Source organism: Rhodoferax sp. LB1P47, from assembly GCF_056521445.1.
Map to the genome: position 1 here is coordinate 42,289 of NZ_JBWMAU010000008.1, position 18,251 is coordinate 60,539.

The 18,251-nt window shown below is 62.2% G+C and carries 17 protein-coding genes; 7 read left to right on the forward strand and 10 right to left on the reverse strand.

Going from position 1 to position 18,251, the window contains the following annotated elements; translation table 11 throughout:
* Position 1 precedes the first annotated feature (1 nt).
* The 7 genes from AC0969_RS10940 to AC0969_RS10970 form a co-directional block, all read right to left on the reverse strand.
* Entirely contained in the window at positions 2-946 is a 945-nt protein-coding gene (locus AC0969_RS10940) for a MurR/RpiR family transcriptional regulator (protein WP_479624174.1), read from the reverse strand.
* A gap of 23 nt (positions 947-969) precedes the next feature.
* Positions 970-2,235, reverse strand: coding sequence for an amino acid deaminase (locus AC0969_RS10945; RefSeq protein WP_479624175.1), 1,266 nt, complete (start codon positions 2,233-2,235; stop codon positions 970-972).
* 146 nt (positions 2,236-2,381) lie between these two features.
* Positions 2,382-3,356 carry an ABC transporter ATP-binding protein gene (locus AC0969_RS10950; RefSeq protein ID WP_479624176.1) on the reverse strand — a complete coding sequence of 325 codons (975 nt, stop codon included), beginning with the start codon at positions 3,354-3,356 and terminating at the stop codon, positions 2,382-2,384.
* On the reverse strand, positions 3,353-4,495 hold the full coding sequence (locus tag AC0969_RS10955) for an ABC transporter ATP-binding protein (protein WP_479624291.1): 1,143 nt from the start codon (positions 4,493-4,495) through the stop codon (positions 3,353-3,355). Before AC0969_RS10955 ends, AC0969_RS10950 begins: the two co-directional genes overlap by 4 nt.
* The gene (locus tag AC0969_RS10960; protein ID WP_479624292.1) at positions 4,495-5,358 is read right to left on the reverse strand and encodes an ABC transporter permease; all 864 of its coding nucleotides are present in this window, start codon (positions 5,356-5,358) and stop codon (positions 4,495-4,497) included. The genes AC0969_RS10955 and AC0969_RS10960 overlap by 1 nt, the downstream gene beginning before the upstream one ends.
* Positions 5,358-6,305, reverse strand: a complete 948-nt coding sequence (locus AC0969_RS10965) for an ABC transporter permease (RefSeq protein WP_479624177.1) — start codon at positions 6,303-6,305, stop codon at positions 5,358-5,360. The genes AC0969_RS10960 and AC0969_RS10965 overlap by 1 nt, the downstream gene beginning before the upstream one ends.
* Before the next feature lie 145 nt (positions 6,306-6,450).
* The gene (locus AC0969_RS10970; RefSeq protein ID WP_479624178.1) at positions 6,451-8,076 is read right to left on the reverse strand and encodes an ABC transporter substrate-binding protein; all 1,626 of its coding nucleotides are present in this window, start codon (positions 8,074-8,076) and stop codon (positions 6,451-6,453) included.
* A gap of 113 nt (positions 8,077-8,189) precedes the next feature.
* Here AC0969_RS10970 and AC0969_RS10975 point away from each other — a divergent pair, with 113 nt between their 5' ends.
* Together AC0969_RS10975 and AC0969_RS10980 are read left to right on the forward strand one after the other, a co-directional pair.
* Positions 8,190-8,579: a RidA family protein gene (locus AC0969_RS10975; RefSeq protein WP_479588533.1), complete on the forward strand. Its 390-nt coding sequence runs from the start codon at positions 8,190-8,192 to the stop codon at positions 8,577-8,579.
* A gap of 141 nt (positions 8,580-8,720) precedes the next feature.
* Positions 8,721-10,814 (forward strand): TonB-dependent receptor plug domain-containing protein, encoded by a 2,094-nt coding sequence (locus AC0969_RS10980; protein ID WP_479624179.1) that lies wholly within the window; start codon positions 8,721-8,723, stop codon positions 10,812-10,814.
* Between the two features lie 34 nt (positions 10,815-10,848).
* Here the strand turns inward: AC0969_RS10980 and lysA are convergent, their stop codons facing one another.
* Together lysA and lptM are read right to left on the reverse strand one after the other, a co-directional pair.
* A complete protein-coding gene (gene lysA / locus AC0969_RS10985) occupies positions 10,849-12,123 on the reverse strand; it encodes a diaminopimelate decarboxylase (RefSeq protein ID WP_479624180.1) in 1,275 nt (424 codons plus the stop codon).
* A gap of 61 nt (positions 12,124-12,184) precedes the next feature.
* Complete coding sequence (lptM, locus tag AC0969_RS10990; protein WP_479624181.1) at positions 12,185-12,382, reverse strand: LPS translocon maturation chaperone LptM; 198 nt, start codon at positions 12,380-12,382, stop codon at positions 12,185-12,187.
* A gap of 11 nt (positions 12,383-12,393) precedes the next feature.
* Between lptM and cyaY the strand changes: the two genes are divergently transcribed.
* A complete protein-coding gene (gene cyaY, locus AC0969_RS10995) occupies positions 12,394-12,723 on the forward strand; it encodes an iron donor protein CyaY (RefSeq protein WP_479624182.1) in 330 nt (109 codons plus the stop codon).
* Here cyaY and AC0969_RS11000 read toward each other — a convergent pair whose 3' ends face one another.
* The gene (locus AC0969_RS11000) at positions 12,724-15,108 is read right to left on the reverse strand and encodes a penicillin-binding protein 1A (protein ID WP_479624183.1); all 2,385 of its coding nucleotides are present in this window, start codon (positions 15,106-15,108) and stop codon (positions 12,724-12,726) included.
* Between the two features lie 222 nt (positions 15,109-15,330).
* On the opposite strand from AC0969_RS11000, the gene AC0969_RS11005 reads away from it, so the two are divergent.
* Genes AC0969_RS11005 through AC0969_RS11020 form a run of 4 tightly spaced genes read left to right on the forward strand, consistent with a single transcriptional unit; the run spans position 15,331 to position 18,245 of the window.
* On the forward strand, positions 15,331-16,410 hold the full coding sequence (locus tag AC0969_RS11005) for a pilus assembly protein PilM (RefSeq protein WP_479624184.1): 1,080 nt from the start codon (positions 15,331-15,333) through the stop codon (positions 16,408-16,410).
* Entirely contained in the window at positions 16,407-17,021 is a 615-nt protein-coding gene (locus AC0969_RS11010; RefSeq protein ID WP_479624185.1) for a PilN domain-containing protein, read from the forward strand. Before AC0969_RS11005 ends, AC0969_RS11010 begins: the two co-directional genes overlap by 4 nt.
* Before the next feature lie 10 nt (positions 17,022-17,031).
* On the forward strand, positions 17,032-17,703 hold the full coding sequence (locus tag AC0969_RS11015) for a type IV pilus inner membrane component PilO (protein WP_479624186.1): 672 nt from the start codon (positions 17,032-17,034) through the stop codon (positions 17,701-17,703).
* A complete protein-coding gene (locus AC0969_RS11020; protein WP_479624187.1) occupies positions 17,700-18,245 on the forward strand; it encodes a pilus assembly protein PilP in 546 nt (181 codons plus the stop codon). Before AC0969_RS11015 ends, AC0969_RS11020 begins: the two co-directional genes overlap by 4 nt.
* The last annotated feature ends 6 nt before the right edge of the window (positions 18,246-18,251 follow it).

Here is an 18,251-nt window from a genome sequence, read left to right on the forward strand (position 1 = left end):
ATCAGAGGTCTTGCTCCGGGTCGGCAGAGTCGGTGGATTCGGCTGATTCGGTGAAGCCCGCGTATTCGTCGCTGTCAAAGCCATGTTTGTGCAGCAATTGTTTGAACTGTTGCAGGCCGTGGGCCACCTGCGGCCCGAGCTGCTGGGCCAGCCGCACCATCACGATTTCAATCATGAGCAGGTGCGCCAGATAGGCTTCGGTGCCGACGCGCATCACCGCGTCGGGCGGCACGGATACGGCCAGTACCAGGTCGGCGATTTTGGCCAGCGGGGTGTCTGGCTGGGTCAGCGCCACCACCGTCGCGCCTTGCGCACGGGCGAACTTGGCGGCCTCCAGCGTGTAGGGCATGCGGCCCACGTGCGAGATGACGAAGGCCACGCCGTCCGGCCCCAGCGTGCTGGCGGACACCAGCTGCTGGTGGGCATCAAAGATGGCGTTCGCCGTGCGGCCCAGGCGGAACAAGCGGCTTTGCAGCTCGCTGGCCATGAAGCTGGACGCGGCCCCCACGGCATAGCAGTCGATGCGCCGTGCCTGGGCCAGCCGGGTGGCCACGCGCTCCACCATGTCGGTGTCCATGCGGCGGCCCAGGTCGGTGAGGGATGCCACGGCGGCCTGGATGATCTTGGCCGACACCTGCTGGGCGGTATCGTCGGTCAGCACGCTGCGGTGCAGGGGCGAACCGGATATGGCCAGGTCTTGCGCCAGCGCCAGCATGAATTCGCGCACTGTCTCAAAACCAAAGCTGCGGCAGGTGCGCACCACCGTGGGCATGGACACCTGCGCGGTCTGCGCCAGCAGCTCGACCGTGGCCCCGGCGGCGGCGCGCGGGTCTTGCAGCATGCATTCGACCACCTTGCGCTGGGCGGTGGCCAAGCCGGGCAGGCGCTCGCGCAGTTGCAGCAGCAGGCCTTGGGAGAGGGCGTTGGTGGAGGTGGATTCGTTCATGGGCAGGGTCTCAAAATTGGATGTCAAAACTGGGTGTGAATTGCGCCCGTGACGGCCCCATCGTCTTCCACCACGGCCAGCCAGCGCCATTTGTCGAAGGTGGTGCAGGGGTGCGAAATGCCCAGCACCACGCGGTCGCCCACCTGGGGCACCAGGCCGGCCGGGTCAAAGCGCAGGTAGGCGTGCTGGTCGTTCAGGGCGCTGATCTTCCAGTCGGTGGGGGTTGCTATGGTTTCAGTAGCTGCTTGTGCAGCGTACATCTGCGGTAGCGGCATTTCCAGGTCATAAGATATGTCGCGGCGGCCACAGGTCAGCAGGGCCAGGCCGGGCTCGGGCACCGACTGCACCATCGTCCACACCGACAAGGCGGCGCGCAGGGAGCTGGTGAGCCCTTCGCGCTGCTCCAGCAGGCGTAAAAACCGGGCGTAGTTGCCGTGGTCGTGGGTGATGTAGCAGCCCGAGCGCAGCACGCCGACCAAGGGCCGTGACAAACCCTGTGTGCGCAGCAGCGGCAGCACCAGGTCGAACACGGCCGAGCCGCCTGCGGTGACCAGTACTTCCTCGGTTTCAAAGATGTTGCGGGCATCGCAGTCGCGCACCATCTCTGTGACCCGGCGTATGAAGGCGGTCACCTCCGTGGTGTCGTGCGCACTGTTGCACTGGGCCAAGCCGCCTTCGTAGCACTCGATGCCGCCTAGCCGCACGGCGGGGGACGCGGCGAGTGCCCGGGCCAGCGCCATCGCCTCGTCATGTGTGCGGCAACCGGTGCGCTGGCCCAGAATGCCCATTTCCAGCAGCACGTCGAAGGCTTGGGTGGCTTGGCGTTTGTGGGCCCAGCTTTCAATCAAACCCAGTTGCGCCAGCGAGTCCACCAGAAACCACACTTTCAGATCCGCGTGCTGAGCCAGCACGGCGGCCAGCGCATCAAAGTCGGCATCGCACACCACCTGGTTGCAGATGATGATGCGGCGCGCGCCAGCGGCAATGCCCACGCGGGCCTGGTACACCGTGGCAAAGCTCAGGCCCCAGGCCCCGGCCGCCAGTTGCTGGGCAAACAGCTCGGGCGACATGCTGGTCTTGCCGTGTGGCGCCAGCGCCACGCCTTTGCGCTCGGCGTAGGCCTGCATCCAGGCGATGTTGTGGGCCAGGGCGGTACGGTTGATGACGGCCAGCGGGAATGCCAGGTCGTTGGCGAACAGGTTCCAGCCTTGGAGGGCCAGGGCGTCGCTTTGCAGCGGGGCGGCGGTGGGCGGGAAGCTTTTAAAGCGGGGGTCTAGGGTGAAGGTCATAGGGGATTGCAAAATTAAGGCAGGACATCCGGCCCCCACCCCAACCCTCCCCCGGAGGGGAGGGAGTCATGCGGGGCCAGGTATGGCTCCCTCCCCCCTCGGGGGAGGGTTGGGGTGGGGGCGGGCGTACATCCACGGCGTGCATATTAGGTGCGCCAGCAGGCCGTGAAGTGGTCCACACCCACCTCTCGCAGCGGTGTTTCATGGCTCGCACAGGCCTCTATCGCTTGCGGGCAGCGGGTGCGGAACACGCAGCCCGAGGGCGGATTCGTCGGACTGGGCAGGTCGCCGGTGAGCAGCGGAATGCTACGCCGCTGGGCCGGGTCGGGAATCGGGGCCGCTGCCAGCAGCGCCTGGGTGTAGGGGTGCTGGGCGTGGGCGTACAGCGCGTGGGTGGGGGCGATTTCCATCACCCGGCCCAGGTACAGCACCACCACGCGGTCGCACAAATATTCCACCACGTCCAGGTCGTGTGAGATGAACAGCAGGGTCAGGCCGAGTTGCTCTTTCAGTTCGCCCAGCAGGTTCACCACCTGGGCCTGGATGGACACGTCCAGCGCCGACAGCGGCTCGTCGGCGACGATGAAGTTCGGCTCCACCGCCAGGGCGCGGGCAATGCCGATGCGCTGGCGCTGGCCGCCAGAGAATTCGTGCGGAAAGCGCTCGGCGTGCTCGGGCCGCAGCCCTACTTGCTCCAGCAGGGCGTGGATGCGCGGCAGGCGGGCGGCGCCTCTGGCCAGGCCATGCGTGTCCAGTGCCTCGGCCAGCACCTGGCGGATGCGCATGCGCGGGTTCAGGCTGGCGTAGGGGTCCTGGAAGATGATCTGGATCTGCGAGCGCAGTGGGCGGTACTGGGCTTGCGACAGGCGGGCCAGGTCGATGGGCGCAGTGCCTGTTTTTTCATGGCCGCTGTACAGCATCTGGCCCGCCGTGGGCTCGACCAGGCGCGTCAGCAGGCGGCCAATGGTGCTTTTGCCCGAGCCGGACTCGCCCACTAGCCCCAAGGTTTCGCCTCGGCGGATGGCAAAGCTCACGCTGTCCACGGCCTTGACCGGGTGGCTGCCGTTGCCGAAATATTTGCTGAGACCTTGGATTTCAACCAGGTTGTTGGCGGCGGTCATGCGGCCTCCTGGAGCGTGCCCGTGACGGCAATGCAGCGCACGCGGCGACGCTCACCGTGGTCTAGCAATGGGGGCATGCGGCTGTCGCACCCGGCCATGCGCTGGGCGCAGCGGGGCGCAAATGCGCAGCCGGGCGGGGGCGATAAGGGGCTGGATACCTGGCCCGGAATGGCGACCAGCTTGGGGCGCTGCTGCCCAGCCACCATGCCCCCGGCCCGCTGCCGTGCCACACCGGGTAGGCAGGCCAGCAGGCCGCGTGTGTAGGGGTGCTCGGGGTCCGCGAATAGGCTGTGTACCGGCGCGGCTTCGACGATGCGGCCCGCGTACATCACGGCCACGGTGTCGGCGTACTGCGCCACCACGCCCAGGTTGTGGGTGATGAACAAAATGCTCATACCGGTTTCTTTTTGCAGCCGCCCCATCAGCGCCAGAATTTGCGCCTGGATGGTCACGTCGAGTGCGGTGGTGGGCTCGTCGGCGATCAGCAGCGTGGGGCTACAGGCCATGGCCAGGGCGATCATCACGCGCTGGCGCATGCCGCCCGAGAGTTGGTGCGGGTATTCATGCAGGCGGCGGGCAGCGGCGGGTATCTCTACCAGCTCCAGCATGCGCAGGGCGTGGGCCAGGGCCGCGCGGTGGTCTAGCCGCAGGTGCAGGCGGGCGGATTCGGCAATCTGCTCGCCCACGGTGAGCACCGGGTTCAGGCTGGTCATGGGTTCCTGGAACACCATCGCCATCTCATTACCGCGCAGGGCCCGTTTGCCCGCCTCGTCCAGCGCCAGCAGGTTGACGCGTTGGCCGTTGCGTTGCACAAACCAGGCTTCGCCCTGCATGCGGGCTTGCGAGGTTTTGGCGTGCAAGCCCATCAGCGACAGGCTGGTGACCGACTTGCCCGAGCCGGATTCGCCCACCAGCGCCAGGGTTTCGCCGGGGGCGATGCTGAAGGACACGTCGGCCACGCTCTGGATGCGCCCGGCATCGGTGGCGAACGAGGTGGATAAACCTTTGACTTCGAGTCGAAGCGCCGCCGCGCCGGGCCGCCCCAAGCAAGGCACGGCCCCCTCGGGGGGCAGCGCAGTACCTGCGTTATCGGCTACCGCCGATCCCGGGGCAGTGACAAGCGTGGGGGCAATATTCATCATGTTGTTTTCTTCAGTTTCGGGTCGAGCAAATCACGCACGCCATCGCCCAGCATTTGCAGCGACAAGGCCGTCAACACAATCGCCAGGCCGGGGCACAAAATCGTCCAGAAGGCGCGGTCGGCATGCTCCAGGCTGCCCGCAATCATGGTGCCCCAGGTGGGGATGTCGGGCGGCACGCCCACGCCCAAGAAGGACAAACCGGCCTCCGCCAAAATGGCATAGGCAAAGATGAAGGTGACCTGCACCAGGATCGGCGACATCAGGTTCGGCAAGATGTGCGACCACAGAATGCGCGGCGTGCGCACGCCCAGGGCGCGGGCGGCATCCACAAACAACAGCTCGCGCAGCACCAGGGTGGCGGCGCGCACCACACGGGCCACACGCGGGGTGTAGACGATGGACAGCGCCAGCACCACGTTCCACAGCGAGCCGCCCAGGATGGCCACCAGGGCAATGCCCAGCAGGATGTCGGGGAAGGACATCATCGCGTCCACCAGGCGCATCAGCGGTGCGTCCAGCCGCTGGAAGAAGCCCGCCAAAATGCCCAGCAGCGTGCCCAGCACCACGGCGCAAAAGGCGGTGACACCGCCAATCAGCAGCGAGTAGCGTGCGCCGTGGACGATGCGCAGCAGCACGTCGCGGCCCAGCTCGTCGGTGCCCGCCCAGTGCACGCCGCTGGGGGCCAGCAGGCGCTCGGTCACCGCAATCGCGTTGGGGTCGGCATCCGACAGCCAGGGGAAGACGGTGGCGATCAGCACAATGGCCACCAGCACCACCGCCGCCACTAGCACAATTTTTCGAGCAAAAAGACGTTGTAGCGCAGGTGCTATCTGCGCGAGTAGCTCTGAAAAGAATAGCATCATGGTTTTTGTAGGCGGATGCGCGGATCGACCAGCGTGTACAGCAAGTCCACCGCCAAATTGATAAAAACGTAGATCCCCGCAATCACCAGCAACGTGCCCTGGATGACGGGGTAGTCGCGCCGCAGCACCGCGCGCACCACCAAGTTGCCCACGCCGGGCAGGTTGAAGACGGTCTCAGTCACGACCGTGCCGCCAATCATCAGCGCCACCGTCAGCCCCAGCACGGTGATGATGGGCACCAACGCGTTGCGCAGTACGTGCTTGACCATGATGACCCGCTCGGGCAGGCCCTTGGCGCGGGCGGTGCGCACAAAGTCTTCACCCAAGATGTCGAGCATCGATGCGCGGGTGAAGCGGATGATGAGCGCCGAATTCAGCAGCCCCAGCACCATCGCGGGCAGCACCAGGTGGACCAGCCGTTGGCCTAGCGGCATGCCGGGGTCGCCATAGCCCGAGGCCGGAAACCAACCCAAATGCACAGCAAAAAACTGGATCAGGATCAACCCCATCCAGAAGCTGGGCACACTGGCCCCCAGCATGGCGATACCGCTCAAACCCTGGTCGGCCCAGCTACCGCGCCAGATCGCTGCCGCCATGCCGCAGGGCACGCCGATCAGCGCCGCAATCGCCACGGCAAACAGGGCCAAAAACAGCGTGGGCTCGGCCCGCTCCAGCAGCGCCTGCGCCACGGGGCGCTGCAAAAACAGCGACTGCCCCAGGTTGCCGTGTAGCAGCTCGCCCACCCACAGCACAAACTGCGTGGGCAGGGGCTTGTCCAGCCCGTACTGGACCCGTGCCAGGGCGATGTCTTCCGCCGTGGCTTGGTCGCCCAGCAGCAGTGCCACTGGGTCGCCCGAGGCCAGCCGGGTCAGCAGGAACACCAGTACGGCGACGATGGCCAGCACCACGGCGGCACCGGCAAGACGGTTGAGTAAAAAGCGCATGGGTTTTGAAAAGGATGGACGGATGTGGTGGCGCGACGGGCTTCGCTCCTTCCCCCTCCGGGGGAAGGCCGGGATGGGGGCCTGGGTCTAACCCGCAGAGCCCCCACCCCGACCCTCCCCCGGCGGGGGAGGGAGGAAAACCCGGCTACTTGGCTAGGCTCGTATTCCAAAAGAACGGCCACACCGCAGGCGTGTAGCCCTCCAGCTTGGCCGACCGAACCGACAGCGCGTTGAATTTGCCCACCTCGATGAACGGCACTTCGTCGTACACGGTTTGCTGTACCGCGCCCCACAGCGGGCCGCGCTTGGCGGGGTTGTTTTCCTGGTTGAAGGCGGCGAGCGTGGACTTTTTGGCCGCGCTGTCCCACCAGCCGGGCGCACCGTCACCCAGTTGGGGTGGCGACAGCATGGGTTCGGGGAACAGGCCGGAGTGGGTGAAGTACACGTCCCACAGCTTGCTGTCGCTGCGGCGCTGCACCAGCGTGGCCCAGTCCACCACCTGCAGGTCGGTTTTGAAACCGGCTTTTTTCAGCTGCTCGGACATCACCAGCGCCATGTTGTAGTGGAATTCGTACTGGCGGCTGGCCATGATGCGGATCGGCTGGCCGTTGTAGCCCGCCTTGGCGGCCTGGTCTTTGGCGGCCTGGGGATTGCGCTCGTTGTAGAGCTTGTCGCCTGCCGTGGAAAAGTAGGGCGTGCCCTTGGGGAAGAAGTTGGGTTCGACCACGAAGAAGCGGTTGTCGCCAAAGCCTGCGGCCAGCATTTCGCCTTCGCCCACGGCGGTTTGCACGGCACGACGCAGGGGCTGTGCGGACAAAACGCCTTCCTTGGTGTTGAACACGATGTAGGGGAAGCCAAAGTTTTTGGTGACGATGGGCACCACCACGGTGGCACCGGCTTTCTCTACCCGGCTGATGGCTTCTACGGGCAGCAAATCGGCGTACTGGAACTGGCCAGACAAGGCCCCTTCGACGCGGGTGTTGGCGTTGGGCACGGGCACAAAACGCAGCTCGTCCAGCAGGGCCTCGCGGCGGCCAGCGTAGCCGCTGGGGGCTTCTTTGCGGGCGGCGTAGCCATCAAAGCGTGTCAGCACGGTGAACTGGTCGGGGCGGCGCTCTTTGAACTGGTAAGGGCCGGTGCCGATGAAATCTTTGATTTGCGGTGCAATGCTTTCCTTGGCCATGATGGCGGCCATGCCGCTGGGCAGGGCCAGCTGGGCCAGCAGCGGGGCGTAGGGGTTTTTCAGCTTCAGCTCAATGCTATTGGGGCCTTTGGCCACAAGCGTTGCGACTTCTTTGCCCACTGCCTTGCCGCGTGGCGACACGGCCATCCAGCGTTCCAGCGAGGCGACCACATCGTCGGCGGCCATGTCGCGCCCGTTGTGGAACTTGACACCCTTGCGCAGCGCGATGGTGTAGGTCAGCCCGTCTTTGGACACGCTGGGCAGGCTCTCGGCCAGCATGGGTGCGATGGCCCAGTTGGCATCAAAGGTGAAGAGCGGCTCGTACACGTGCTGCATGATGGTGCCCACCAAATCGGCGGTGCTGGTCATCGGGTCCAGCCCCTGCGGTTCGCCCACCATGGCCAGGTTGGCCGCGCCGCCCTTGGCGGGGGCTGCCAGGGCCTCCCCCATGGGCAAGCCGCCTAGGCCAACCAGTGAACCGGTGACGGCCAATGCGCCAAGCCAGCGGCGGCGCGAGGGGGCAGCGACCGAGGAGGACGATGGGGCCGATGGGACGGAGGAGAAGGGCGCAAGGGTCGTAGGTTGCATAGTGGCTCCATAAGTAATAACATTACATTTTTTGATCGTAAAGTAAGACTTTTTAAAAGTCAAACGGTATTATTCTTTCTTTTTTGTAAATTAATTACATTTTTGGAGTTGCTATGTCTCAGGTAGAAATGTTGGGTCAACCCTTGCTTGCGTCGGACCGCCAGGTGCGCCCGCTGTCCCCGGCGACCCGCTGTGGTGACTTTGTGTTTGTCTCGGGCCAGGTGCCCACCGACGAGCAGGGCCAGGTCATCGTGGGCGGCATCGAGGCGCAAACCCGCCGGGTGTTCCAGCGGCTGGAGGAGGCCTTGGCCTTGGCCGGATGCACCCTGGCCGATGTGGCCAAGGTCAGCGTGTGGCTGGAGGATGCGCGTGATTTCGGCAGCTTTAACCGGGTCTATATGGAGTGCTTTGGCGCGCACCGCCCGGCCCGCTCCACCGTGGAGTCGCGCCTGATGATCGACGCGAAGGTGGAGATGGATGTAACTGCCTATAAGCCACGCTGAAATTTAGAAAAAATGCCTGTAACGCCCACGAATAGTACGTTAGTAGCTATAGAAATAAATATTTCTGTTGGTTTATAGTTACGGTTGTAACTATATGTATGTAAAATTTTCAGGTATGTATATCCTGAAAATTTCGGCCTAATGCGCCGCACCGTTGCCGCCGCACTGTGGGGTGCCTGTACCGCCGCTACAGCGGCCGAGCTACCTGCCGTGACTGTCCATGCCCCGCTGGAGCAGGATGCCAATAGCCAGTGGTATGACCGTGCCGCGCTGGAGCAGTTCGGCGATAGTGGCGACATCCGCGATGCGCTGCGCCGCCTGCCCGGTGTGCAGATCAACGCGGAGGGCCGGGTGCAATTGCGCGGCATGGGCAATGGCTATACCCGGATCGAAATCAACGGTGTGGCCGTGGGCGGCCTGGGTGCCGGGGCCACGCTGGAGGGCTTCAACGTAGACACGGTGGAGAGCGTGGAAATTGTGCGCGGTGTCTCGGCCAGCAGCAGTGGCGAAGCAGTGGCGGGTATTCTGCGCATCACCACCCGCCGCGCCAGCGGGCAAGAGTTGCTGCGCCTCAAGGCCCAGTTGGGCAGCGATGCGGGCCACCCCAGTGCGGCCATCGGGCTGGAGTGGAGCGGCAAGACGGGGGCGGTGGATTACCAGCTCAGCGTCGGCGGCAGCCAGCGCCGCGCTTCGCCTTCGAGCCAGGCCACCGGGGAGAGCACCCGCGTGGACGGCTATCGCTATGCCACCAGCCAGACGGCGACTCGGCGCAATAACCAGACCGGTGGCACGGCACTGGTGCCGCAAATCGTCTGGCACGCCAGTCCGCACGACAGCTTTACCCTGGGCAGCATGGTGGAGACCAATAGCGTCCACCTGAATACGGCAGAACGCTTTGACCAGCAAGCGCCCTGGCCCGCCTGGTATGGCACCATCGACCAGCAAACGCGGGTCCAGTTCTGGGGGGTGCGGCCCCAATTGCAATGGAAGCACCGCTGGGACAACGGCGACCGTTTGGTGCTTGGCGTAGGCGGCATCCGAGACCATGAGCAGGGCAGCTATGCCCGGCAATACCAAAATGCCGACGGCTACGAGGTGGCGGCCTATGCGCAGCAATGGGATACCCGCAACAGTGGCCACCATCTGGATCTGCGCTGGGATGTTGCCGCCAACCCCAGTTTGCGCTGGGTGCTGGGGGCCCGCGTAGAAACCGAAACCCAGCGGGAAGCCAGCATGACATGGGGAGCAGGTGGTGCAGAAATAGCCCACAGCCGCGTGCAGCGTAGCCAAAGCGCCGCTTTCGTGCAGGCCAAGGCGGCACTCGCTACCGACTGGCGGCTGGAGGCGGGTCTGCGCCACGAACGCACCCAGCTGGATGTGGCCGACGATGCCACCAACCGCCATACCGATAGCGGCATCTGGCTCCCCTCCGCAACCCTGCTGTGGGATATGACCGAGCAACGCCGACTGCGCCTGAACGCGGGCCGTACCTACCGCTCGCCGCGCCTGAAAGATGTGTCGCCAACCACCGTCTTGACCAATCAGAACGCGGCCGACAACCCGGATACCCGTGGCAATCCGCTATTGCAGCCCGAGCGCGCCACCGGCATCGAGCTGGGGCTGGAGCAGACGCTGGGCGCAGACGGCGCAGCGGGTGCGGTCGGCATCACGGTGCTGCAACGCCGCATCCAACAGCACATCCAGTACCAGTTGGCGCTTGCCAACGGGCGCTGGCTGCTGGCGCCAGTGAATATGGGGGATGCGCGGATGCAGGGCATGGAACTGGATGGCCGCTGGGAGCTGGCCCACACGGCCGTGGCCCTGCCGCTGACGCTGCGCAGCAACCTGGGCCTGTACAAATCCCGATTGGTGGGCGTGGAGTCCCCCAACGGCCTGGTGGGCCAGCCCCGCGCCGTACTGAACCTGGGTTTTGATGTGCGCAGCAGCCGCTGGCCGCTCACCTGGGGCGGCAACTTCAATGCGTCACCGGGCTACAGCGTGCGGGTGAGTGAGCAACAAACGCTGGACATCCGCGCCACGCGGTCGCTTGATTTGTATGCCCAATGGGCGTTCGACCCGAAAACCCGCCTGCGCCTGAGTGCGGCCCGGCTGGGCGGTGGCCGCAATGCCAGCGTGGCCCACCTGGTCACCGATGCCAATGGCACTACACAGCGCGATACGGTGGAGCAAAAAACCCCTTGGTCGGCCGCCGTGGCACTCGAAAAAACTTTTTGAAACAGGGCGCAGCAGGTGCGCCCGGAACCCGTTCTTAATTGACGAGCGATTCGCCACGTAACTGCTCCGCAATCGTCTCCCGCACACGGATGAGGTGGGCTGCTGTGCCATCGACCAGCACTTCGGCGGCGCGGCCCCGGCTGTTGTAGTTGCTGGCCATGCTCATACAGTAGGCCCCGGCCGACAGCACCGCCAGCAGGTCGCCGGGCTGCACCGCCAGGTCGCGGTCGCGGCCAATCCAGTCGCCGCTTTCACATACCGGGCCGACCACGTCATACACCACCGTTGCATCGGCACGGGGGCTGAGTGGGGCGATGTGGTGGTAGGCCTGGTACATGGCGGGGCGGGGCAGGTCGTTCATGGCCGCGTCGATGATGGCGAAGTTTTTTTGTTCACCGGGCTTGAGGTACAGCACTTCGGTGACGCACACGCCTGCATTGCCGACCAGCGAGCGGCCGGGCTCGATCATCAACTGGCGCTGGCCGTAGCCGCGCGCGTCCAGCTTGGCCAGCAGCTTTTGCCACAGCACGTCGGCTTCGGGGGGCGTGTCATCCTGGTAGTTGATGCCCAGGCCGCCACCGAAGTCGATGTGGTGCAGGGTGATGCCTGCGGCCTCGATCGCGTCCACCAGGTCCAGTACGCGGTCCATCGCGTCCAGGTAGGGGGTTTCCTCGGTGATTTGCGAGCCGATGTGGCAGTCGATGCCCATCACGCGCAGGCCGGGCAGGCTGGCGGCGCGCTGGTAAGTGGCCAGGGTTTCTTCATGGGCGATGCCAAACTTGTTGCCCTTGAGCCCGGTGGAGATGTAGGGGTGGGTTTTGGGATCGACGTTCGGGTTGACGCGGATGCTGATGGGTGCGCGCAGGCCCATCGCCAGGGCAACCTCGTTCAGCACCTCCAGTTCGGCCGTGCTCTCCACGTTGAAGCAGCCAATGCCGACTTCCAGCGCGTGGTGCATCTCAGCGCGGGTTTTGCCCACGCCGGAAAAAATCACTTTGGAGGGGATAGCGCCCGCCGCCAGCACGCGTGCCAGTTCACCACTGGAGACGATGTCAAAGCCGCAGCCCGCTTGCGCAAACACTTGCAGCACGCCGAGCGACGAGTTGGCCTTCATGGCGTAGCAAATTTGTGCCTTGCGGCCCGCAAAGCCGCGCTGGTAGGCGGCCAGGGCGTCCAGCATGGAGGCTTTGGAGTAGACGAACAGGGGCGTGCCGTGGATCTGGGCCAGGGCGGCAAGGGATTGGCCTTCGATGCACAGGGCGTTATGTTGGTAGGCGATGTGCGGATGGCCGGGCAGGGGGGATGTCATGGGCGGATGAAACCAGAAAAAGGGTGGCAATACAGGCCGAGGCCTGGGGCGTGGAACAGATTCAGGGGGCCGAGGCTGGGCCCGCAGGCGCTGGAGTGCCCAGTACATCGGGGGTCAGGGTTTGGGGCAGGGTGGCGCGGCGTTGGGCGGCGGCTTCGGTGGGGTGGTAGAGGTCGCCCTTTTGGCCACAACCGCCCAGAATTACCACGGTAGCGGCGAGCAGCGCGCGGCTGACTAAAATTTGATGGTTTTTCAACATGGCGAAATTGTATGACCGACCCTGAATTCATGGACCGCGCGGAAATTTTGCTCCAAGCCGTGGAGGCCAGCTGCGACCGGCTTAACGACAGCACCGATGCCGATATCGATAACCAGCGCACCGGCGGCATGGTGACTTTGACCTTCCCCAACCGCAGCCAGATCATCATCAATCTGCAAAAACCACTGCAAGAGGTGTGGCTGGCCGCCAAGTCCGGTGGGTATCACTACAGGTTTGATAGCACCCAGTGGATGGATACCAAGGGCCAGGGCGAATTTTTTGCCAGTTTGACCCGCGATGCCACGGCCCAGGCGGGCGAGCCGCTGGAGTTCAAGCCCTGATCAGTTTTTAAACAGGTCAATGATGCGGTTGCGCTCCTCGGCGGCAGGGGGGGCGGGTGTGGTGGATTCGGTGCCGGGGGCTCCGGGCTTGTCGTCCACGCCCAGGCTGGTCACGCCGGTGCTGCGGCCATATTCGGTGTAGAACCAGTCGCCGCCTGCGTTGGTAACACCTTCCGGGGGCACGGGCACCACTACCGGCACACCATTCAAGGCGGTTTCCATGAAATTGATCCACACCGGCAGGGCCAGGCCGCCACCCGTTTCGCGTGCGCCCAGGTTGCGCGGGGTATCAAAGCCGATCCAGGTAATGGCCGCAAGTGTGGGCTGGTAGCCCGCAAACCAGGCATCAATGGAGTCGTTGGTAGTGCCGGTTTTGCCGTACACGTCGGGGCGTTTGAGGATGCGCTGGGCCGATGCGGCGGTGCCGCGCAGGGTGACTTCGCCCAACAAATTGGTCATCATGAAGGCATTGCGCGGGCTGATGGTGCGTACCGATTCGTCTAGCACGGGGGCTTTGGTGGAGACCAGCACCCGGCCTTTTTGGTCGGTGACCTTGGCCACCAACCAGGGGTTGACGCGGTAGCCGCCGTTGGCAAACACAGCGTAAGCCGAAGCCATTTGCATGGGCGTGACCGAGCCTGCACCCAGTGCCATCGTCAGATAGGCGGGGTGTTTTTCCGGGTCAAAGCCGAAGTGCGTGATCCACTCCTGTTCTTTTTTGGGGCCAATGGCTTGCAGCAGGCGGATGGAGACCATGTTTTTCGACTTGGCCAGCGCGGTGCGCATGGTCATGGGGCCTTCAAATTTGCCGTCGTAGTTCTTCGGCTCCCAGGGTTGGCCGCCGGTCACACCAGCGTCAAAAAACAGCGGGGCATCGTTGACGATGGTGGCCGGGGTAAAGCCGTTTTCCAGTGCCGCTGAATAAATAAAGGGCTTGAAACTGGAGCCCGGTTGCCGCCATGCCTGGGTCACATGGTTGAATTTGTTTTTCTGGAAGTCGAAACCTCCGACCAGCGCCCGGATAGCCCCATCGCGCGGATCCAGTGCCACAAATGCGCCTTCCACCTCGGGCAATTGGGTGATTTCCCAGCTGCCTTTGGCAGTTTTCATTACCCGGATGACGGCCCCGCGCCGGATCTTGATGTTGGGTGGGGCCTTGTCGGCCAGGCCCGACTGGGCGGGTTTCAGGCCGTCGCCAGTGATGTCTACCGCATCGCCGTTTTGGCGCACGGCGGTGATTTTCTTGGGGTTGGCCTCCAGCACCATGGCCGACATCACATCGCCGTTGTCCGGGTGGTCGGCCAATGCATCGTCAATCGCTTCGTCCAGGTCGGCCGCAGCGGTGGGCAGGGTGGCAAACTTTTCAGGCCCCCGGTAGATCTGGCGGCGTTCAAAGTCCATCAGACCCCGGCGCAGCGATTTGTAGGCCGCGTCCTGGTCGCTGGCTTTGAGCGTGGTGTAGACGTTCAGGCCCCGGGTGTAGGTTTCTTCGCCGTACTGGGCAAACATCAACTGGCGCACGGTTTCCGTCACATATTCGGCATGGATACGGCCGGTGCCGGGGCCCGAGCGAATGTGGAGTTCTTCCTGCCGCGCAGCCGTGGCTTGGTCTTCGGTGATGAACCCGTTCTCCTCCATGCGGCTGATGATGTATTGCTGCCGTATCTTGGCGCGGGCCGGGTTGCTGATCGGGTTGTAGGCCGAGGGGGCTTTGGGCAGGCCTGCGAGCATGGCAGCTTCGGCGATGCTGATGTTTTTCAGCGGCTTGCCAAAGTAGGTCTCAGCGGCAGAGGCAAAGCCATAGGCACGGTTGCCCAAGAAGATCTGGTTCATATAGATTTCCAGAATCTGGTCTTTACTCAGTGCGTGCTCTAGCTTGAAGGTCAGCAATATTTCGTAAATTTTTCGGGTGTAGCTTTTTTCGGCAGACAAATACACGTTGCGCGCCACCTGCATGGTGATGGTGGATGCGCCCTGGCTCTTCACGCGGCCCAGGTTGGCCAGCGCGGCACGCACCATGCCTTTGTAGTCCACACCGCCATGCTGGTAAAAGCGGGCATCTTCAATTGCCAGTACGGCATCTTTCATCACCTGCGGGATGTCTTTAATAGGCGTCAGGCTGCGCCGCTCTTCGCCGAATTCGCCCAACAAAATGCCTTCGGATGAGAAGACCCGCAGCGGCAGCTTGGGGCGGTAGTCCGACAGTTCAGAGATGTCCGGCAAATTGGGGTACGCCACGGCCAGTGCCAAGCCGATCACCATGGCCAGTGCCAGAGCACCTGCCGCTGCCAGTCCCAATCCCCATCCCAGCAGGCGTAGCAACCAGACCAGAATCAAGGGGCGTGGGGCTGCGGCGGGGGTGTCAGACGGAAATTTTGAAGGCATAGGTCACAGCAAGCAGAAAAGAAAAAACGATAGGGATGGTGGGTAGATCGTCGCTATTTTGCCCTTACCCTCGGGGCTGTTTGCAGAAGGCTTGCGTGTGCTTTTGGCAACGCTCTGTAGATTTACGTTTGGAAATATGCTTTGCCGGGGTGTAGTGTTGCTGATAGCATCCCCGGCAAATGTTAATTTTTGTAGCATTCTGCTCAGCACCAGGAGAAAGATTTGATCTCATTGGGATCGTTATTCAGTCGCAAACCCCAGCCATTGCTGGGTCTCGACATCAGTTCATCCAGTTTGAAGCTGGTTGAGCTAGACCATGACGTGGTCGGGAACCTGGTGCTCAAACGCTGTGCGATTGAGCCTCTGGAACGTGGCTGGATTACCGACGGCAATATTGAAAAATTCGACGAAGTGGCCGAAGCCATGCGCCGGTTGGTCAAGAAAAGCGGCACCCGCACTAAAAATGTGGCGATGGCTCTGCCTCCATCTGCGGTGATTACCAAGCGCATTATTTTGCCGGGTGGTTTGTCGGATATGGAGCTGGAAGTGCAAGTGGAGTCTGAGGCCAACCAGTACATTCCATTTTCATTGGACGAAGTCAGTCTTGACTTTTGTGTGATGGGGCCCAGTGCCAGTTCGGCTGGCGATGTGGATGTCTTGATTGCTGCATCGCGCAAAGAAAAAGTACAGGATCGCCAAGGCCTGGCCGAAGCCGCCGGGCTGAATCCTGTAATCCTTGATATCGAGTCCTATTCGGCACGGTTGGCTACTTCGCGGTTGATAGAGCGCATGGCCAACAAGGGTGTGGATGCGATGGTGGCGCTTTTTGAAGTGGGTGCCTTGGCCACCAGCATGCAGGTTATTTGTAACGATGAGGTGCTGTACGAGCGCGACCAGGCTTTTGGCGGCGCGCAACTCACCCAGTTGATCGTGCGCCAGTATGGGTTTTCGCAAGAAGAAGCAGAAACCAAAAAACGCAATGGCGACCTGCCAGAAGACTATGCAAGCGTTGTGTTGCAGCCGTTTGTTGAAAGCTTGGCGCAAGAAATTGGCCGTGCGTTGCAGTTCTTCTTTACCAGCACGCCGCATAACAAAGTGGACCATGTGCTGCTGGCGGGCGGCTCGGCTGCGTTGCCCGGTCTGACCGAAGCCGTCACCCAGCATGCAGCGTTTGCTTGTAGCCTGGTCAATCCTTTTGAAGGCATGGAAATGGGTAACGATGTCCGGCTGAAAAAAGTGCTGCGTGAAGCACCCTCCTACCTCACATCGTGTGGGTTGGCCATGCGGAGGTTTTTGCAGTGATCCTGATTAACTTATTGCCGCACCGGGAGGCGGCACGGGCGCGTAGGCGCGAAACTTTCCAAGTCATGCTCGGGGTTTCCGTGTTGTTGGGGGCCGCGCTCATTGGTGCGGGGTTCTTGTGGTTTGAGACCCAGATATCGGGTCAGCAGGAGCGCAATGGCATCCTGACCCAAGAGATCGCGGTGCTCGATGGCCAAATCAAAGAAATTGCCAACATCGAATCTGAAATCAAAGCTTTGCGCGAACGCCAAAAAGCCGTAGAAGACCTGCAAGCAGACCGTAATCTGCCGGTTCATTTGCTCAATGAACTGGTGAAGCAGCTGCCAGATGGAACTTACATCACCAGCTTAAAGCAGGAAAATCAGAGCATTACGATCCAGGGGGTCGCACAGTCCAATGAGCGAGTGTCTGAGTTGCTGCGCAATTTGGCCAGTAATACACCGTGGTTATCGAAGCCTGATTTGGTCGAGATCGTGGCCAGTACCGTGACCTTGAGTCCGCGTGACCAGCGGCGGGTAGCTAAATTTAATTTGCGGGTACGGCTCATGCGTTCCAGCGAAGTGCAAAAAACCGTTGAATCGGCGGCATCTGCTGCGGTCGTCAGCCCATAGCAAAAGCGTCATGGCAACTAAAAAACCTTCATTAAATATAGATTTCAAAACTTTGCAGGACAACCTGCAAAAGCAATTTCGAGATCTCAATCCCAACGACCCCTCGGTGTGGCCAGTGGTGCCACGGTATTTGTTGTTTTTTGTGGTGGTACTGGCTGTGGTGGCAGGGCTTTGGTACTCCTGGCTCAGTAGCTACGAGGAAGAGCTCGTAGCGGAGCAGACCAAAGAAGTCCAACTGCGCGAAACCTACACGGCGCGGTTAACCAAGGCCGTCAACCTCGAGGCGCTTAAAAAGCAGCGGGAACAAGTGATGCAATACGTCACGCAGCTAGAGAAACAGTTGCCCAGCAAAGCTGAAATGGCCGCCTTGTTGTCGGATGTGAACCAGGCCGGCTTGGGTCGAAGCTTGCAGTTTGAATTGTTCCGTCCGGGCCAGGTCGTGGTGAAGGACTATTACGCTGAACTGCCTATCTCGGTCAAGGTGACCGGTAAGTACCACGACATTGGGGCTTTTGCCTCGGATGTCGCCAATTTGTCCCGCATCGTGACCTTGAATAATTTGTCCATCAACCCCGTCAATGCCACCCAGGACGGCATGCTGTCTATGGAGGTGACGGCCCGGACTTTCCGCTACCTCGATGCCGAAGAAATTGCCGCACAGAAGCCAGGAGCCAAGAAATGAAAAAGGCTCTTTGTGTCGTTGCTGGTGTCATGGCGGTGGCCGTGCTGGCAGGTTGCAGTATTTCTGGAGAAGATGAGTTACGCCAGTGGATGAACGACCAACGCAACCAGGTTCACCCCCGGGTAACACCCCTGGTTGAACCTAAAAAATTCATTCCCCAAGCCTATACTCAAGATGGCATGGTGGACCCGTTTAGTCTACAAAAGCTGACACAGGCGCTCAAGCGCGACTCCACCCAAAGCGTTGCCAATACTGCGCTGATAGCGCCCGAGTTGGCGCGGCGCAAAGAAGCCCTGGAGGCCTATCCGGTGGACTCCATGCAGATGGTCGGCAGCCTTAGAAAAGCAGGTCAACCGGTTGCCTTGGTCAAGATTGACAACCTGTTGTACCAAGTCCGTGTCGGCAACTATCTGGGCCTGAACTATGGACGGGTCACAAAAATTGATGAATCAGAAGTCACATTGCGAGAAATCGTACAGGACTCGACCGGAGACTGGGTTGAGCGGTCGGCTAGTTTGGTGCTACAAGAGGGAGCGAAATGAATAAGC

What these genes read in the sequence shown, in the direction of transcription:
- AC0969_RS10940 (WP_479624174.1), bottom strand. Translation starts at nt 946, where the DNA reads ATGAACGAATCCACCTCCACCAACGCCCTCTCCCAAGGCCTGCTGCTG.
- AC0969_RS10945 (WP_479624175.1), bottom strand. Translation starts at nt 2,235, where the DNA reads ATGACCTTCACCCTAGACCCCCGCTTTAAAAGCTTCCCGCCCACCGCC.
- AC0969_RS10950 (WP_479624176.1), bottom strand. Translation starts at nt 3,356, where the DNA reads ATGACCGCCGCCAACAACCTGGTTGAAATCCAAGGTCTCAGCAAATAT.
- AC0969_RS10955 (WP_479624291.1), bottom strand. Translation starts at nt 4,495, where the DNA reads ATGAATATTGCCCCCACGCTTGTCACTGCCCCGGGATCGGCGGTAGCC.
- AC0969_RS10960 (WP_479624292.1), bottom strand. Translation starts at nt 5,358, where the DNA reads ATGCTATTCTTTTCAGAGCTACTCGCGCAGATAGCACCTGCGCTACAA.
- AC0969_RS10965 (WP_479624177.1), bottom strand. Translation starts at nt 6,305, where the DNA reads ATGCGCTTTTTACTCAACCGTCTTGCCGGTGCCGCCGTGGTGCTGGCC.
- AC0969_RS10970 (WP_479624178.1), bottom strand. Translation starts at nt 8,076, where the DNA reads ATGCAACCTACGACCCTTGCGCCCTTCTCCTCCGTCCCATCGGCCCCA.
- AC0969_RS10975 (WP_479588533.1), top strand. Translation starts at nt 8,190, where the DNA reads ATGTCTCAGGTAGAAATGTTGGGTCAACCCTTGCTTGCGTCGGACCGC.
- AC0969_RS10980 (WP_479624179.1), top strand. Translation starts at nt 8,721, where the DNA reads ATGCGCCGCACCGTTGCCGCCGCACTGTGGGGTGCCTGTACCGCCGCT.
- lysA (WP_479624180.1), bottom strand. Translation starts at nt 12,123, where the DNA reads ATGACATCCCCCCTGCCCGGCCATCCGCACATCGCCTACCAACATAAC.
- lptM (WP_479624181.1), bottom strand. Translation starts at nt 12,382, where the DNA reads ATGTTGAAAAACCATCAAATTTTAGTCAGCCGCGCGCTGCTCGCCGCT.
- cyaY (WP_479624182.1), top strand. Translation starts at nt 12,394, where the DNA reads ATGACCGACCCTGAATTCATGGACCGCGCGGAAATTTTGCTCCAAGCC.
- AC0969_RS11000 (WP_479624183.1), bottom strand. Translation starts at nt 15,108, where the DNA reads ATGCCTTCAAAATTTCCGTCTGACACCCCCGCCGCAGCCCCACGCCCC.
- AC0969_RS11015 (WP_479624186.1), top strand. Translation starts at nt 17,032, where the DNA reads ATGGCAACTAAAAAACCTTCATTAAATATAGATTTCAAAACTTTGCAG.
- AC0969_RS11020 (WP_479624187.1), top strand. Translation starts at nt 17,700, where the DNA reads ATGAAAAAGGCTCTTTGTGTCGTTGCTGGTGTCATGGCGGTGGCCGTG.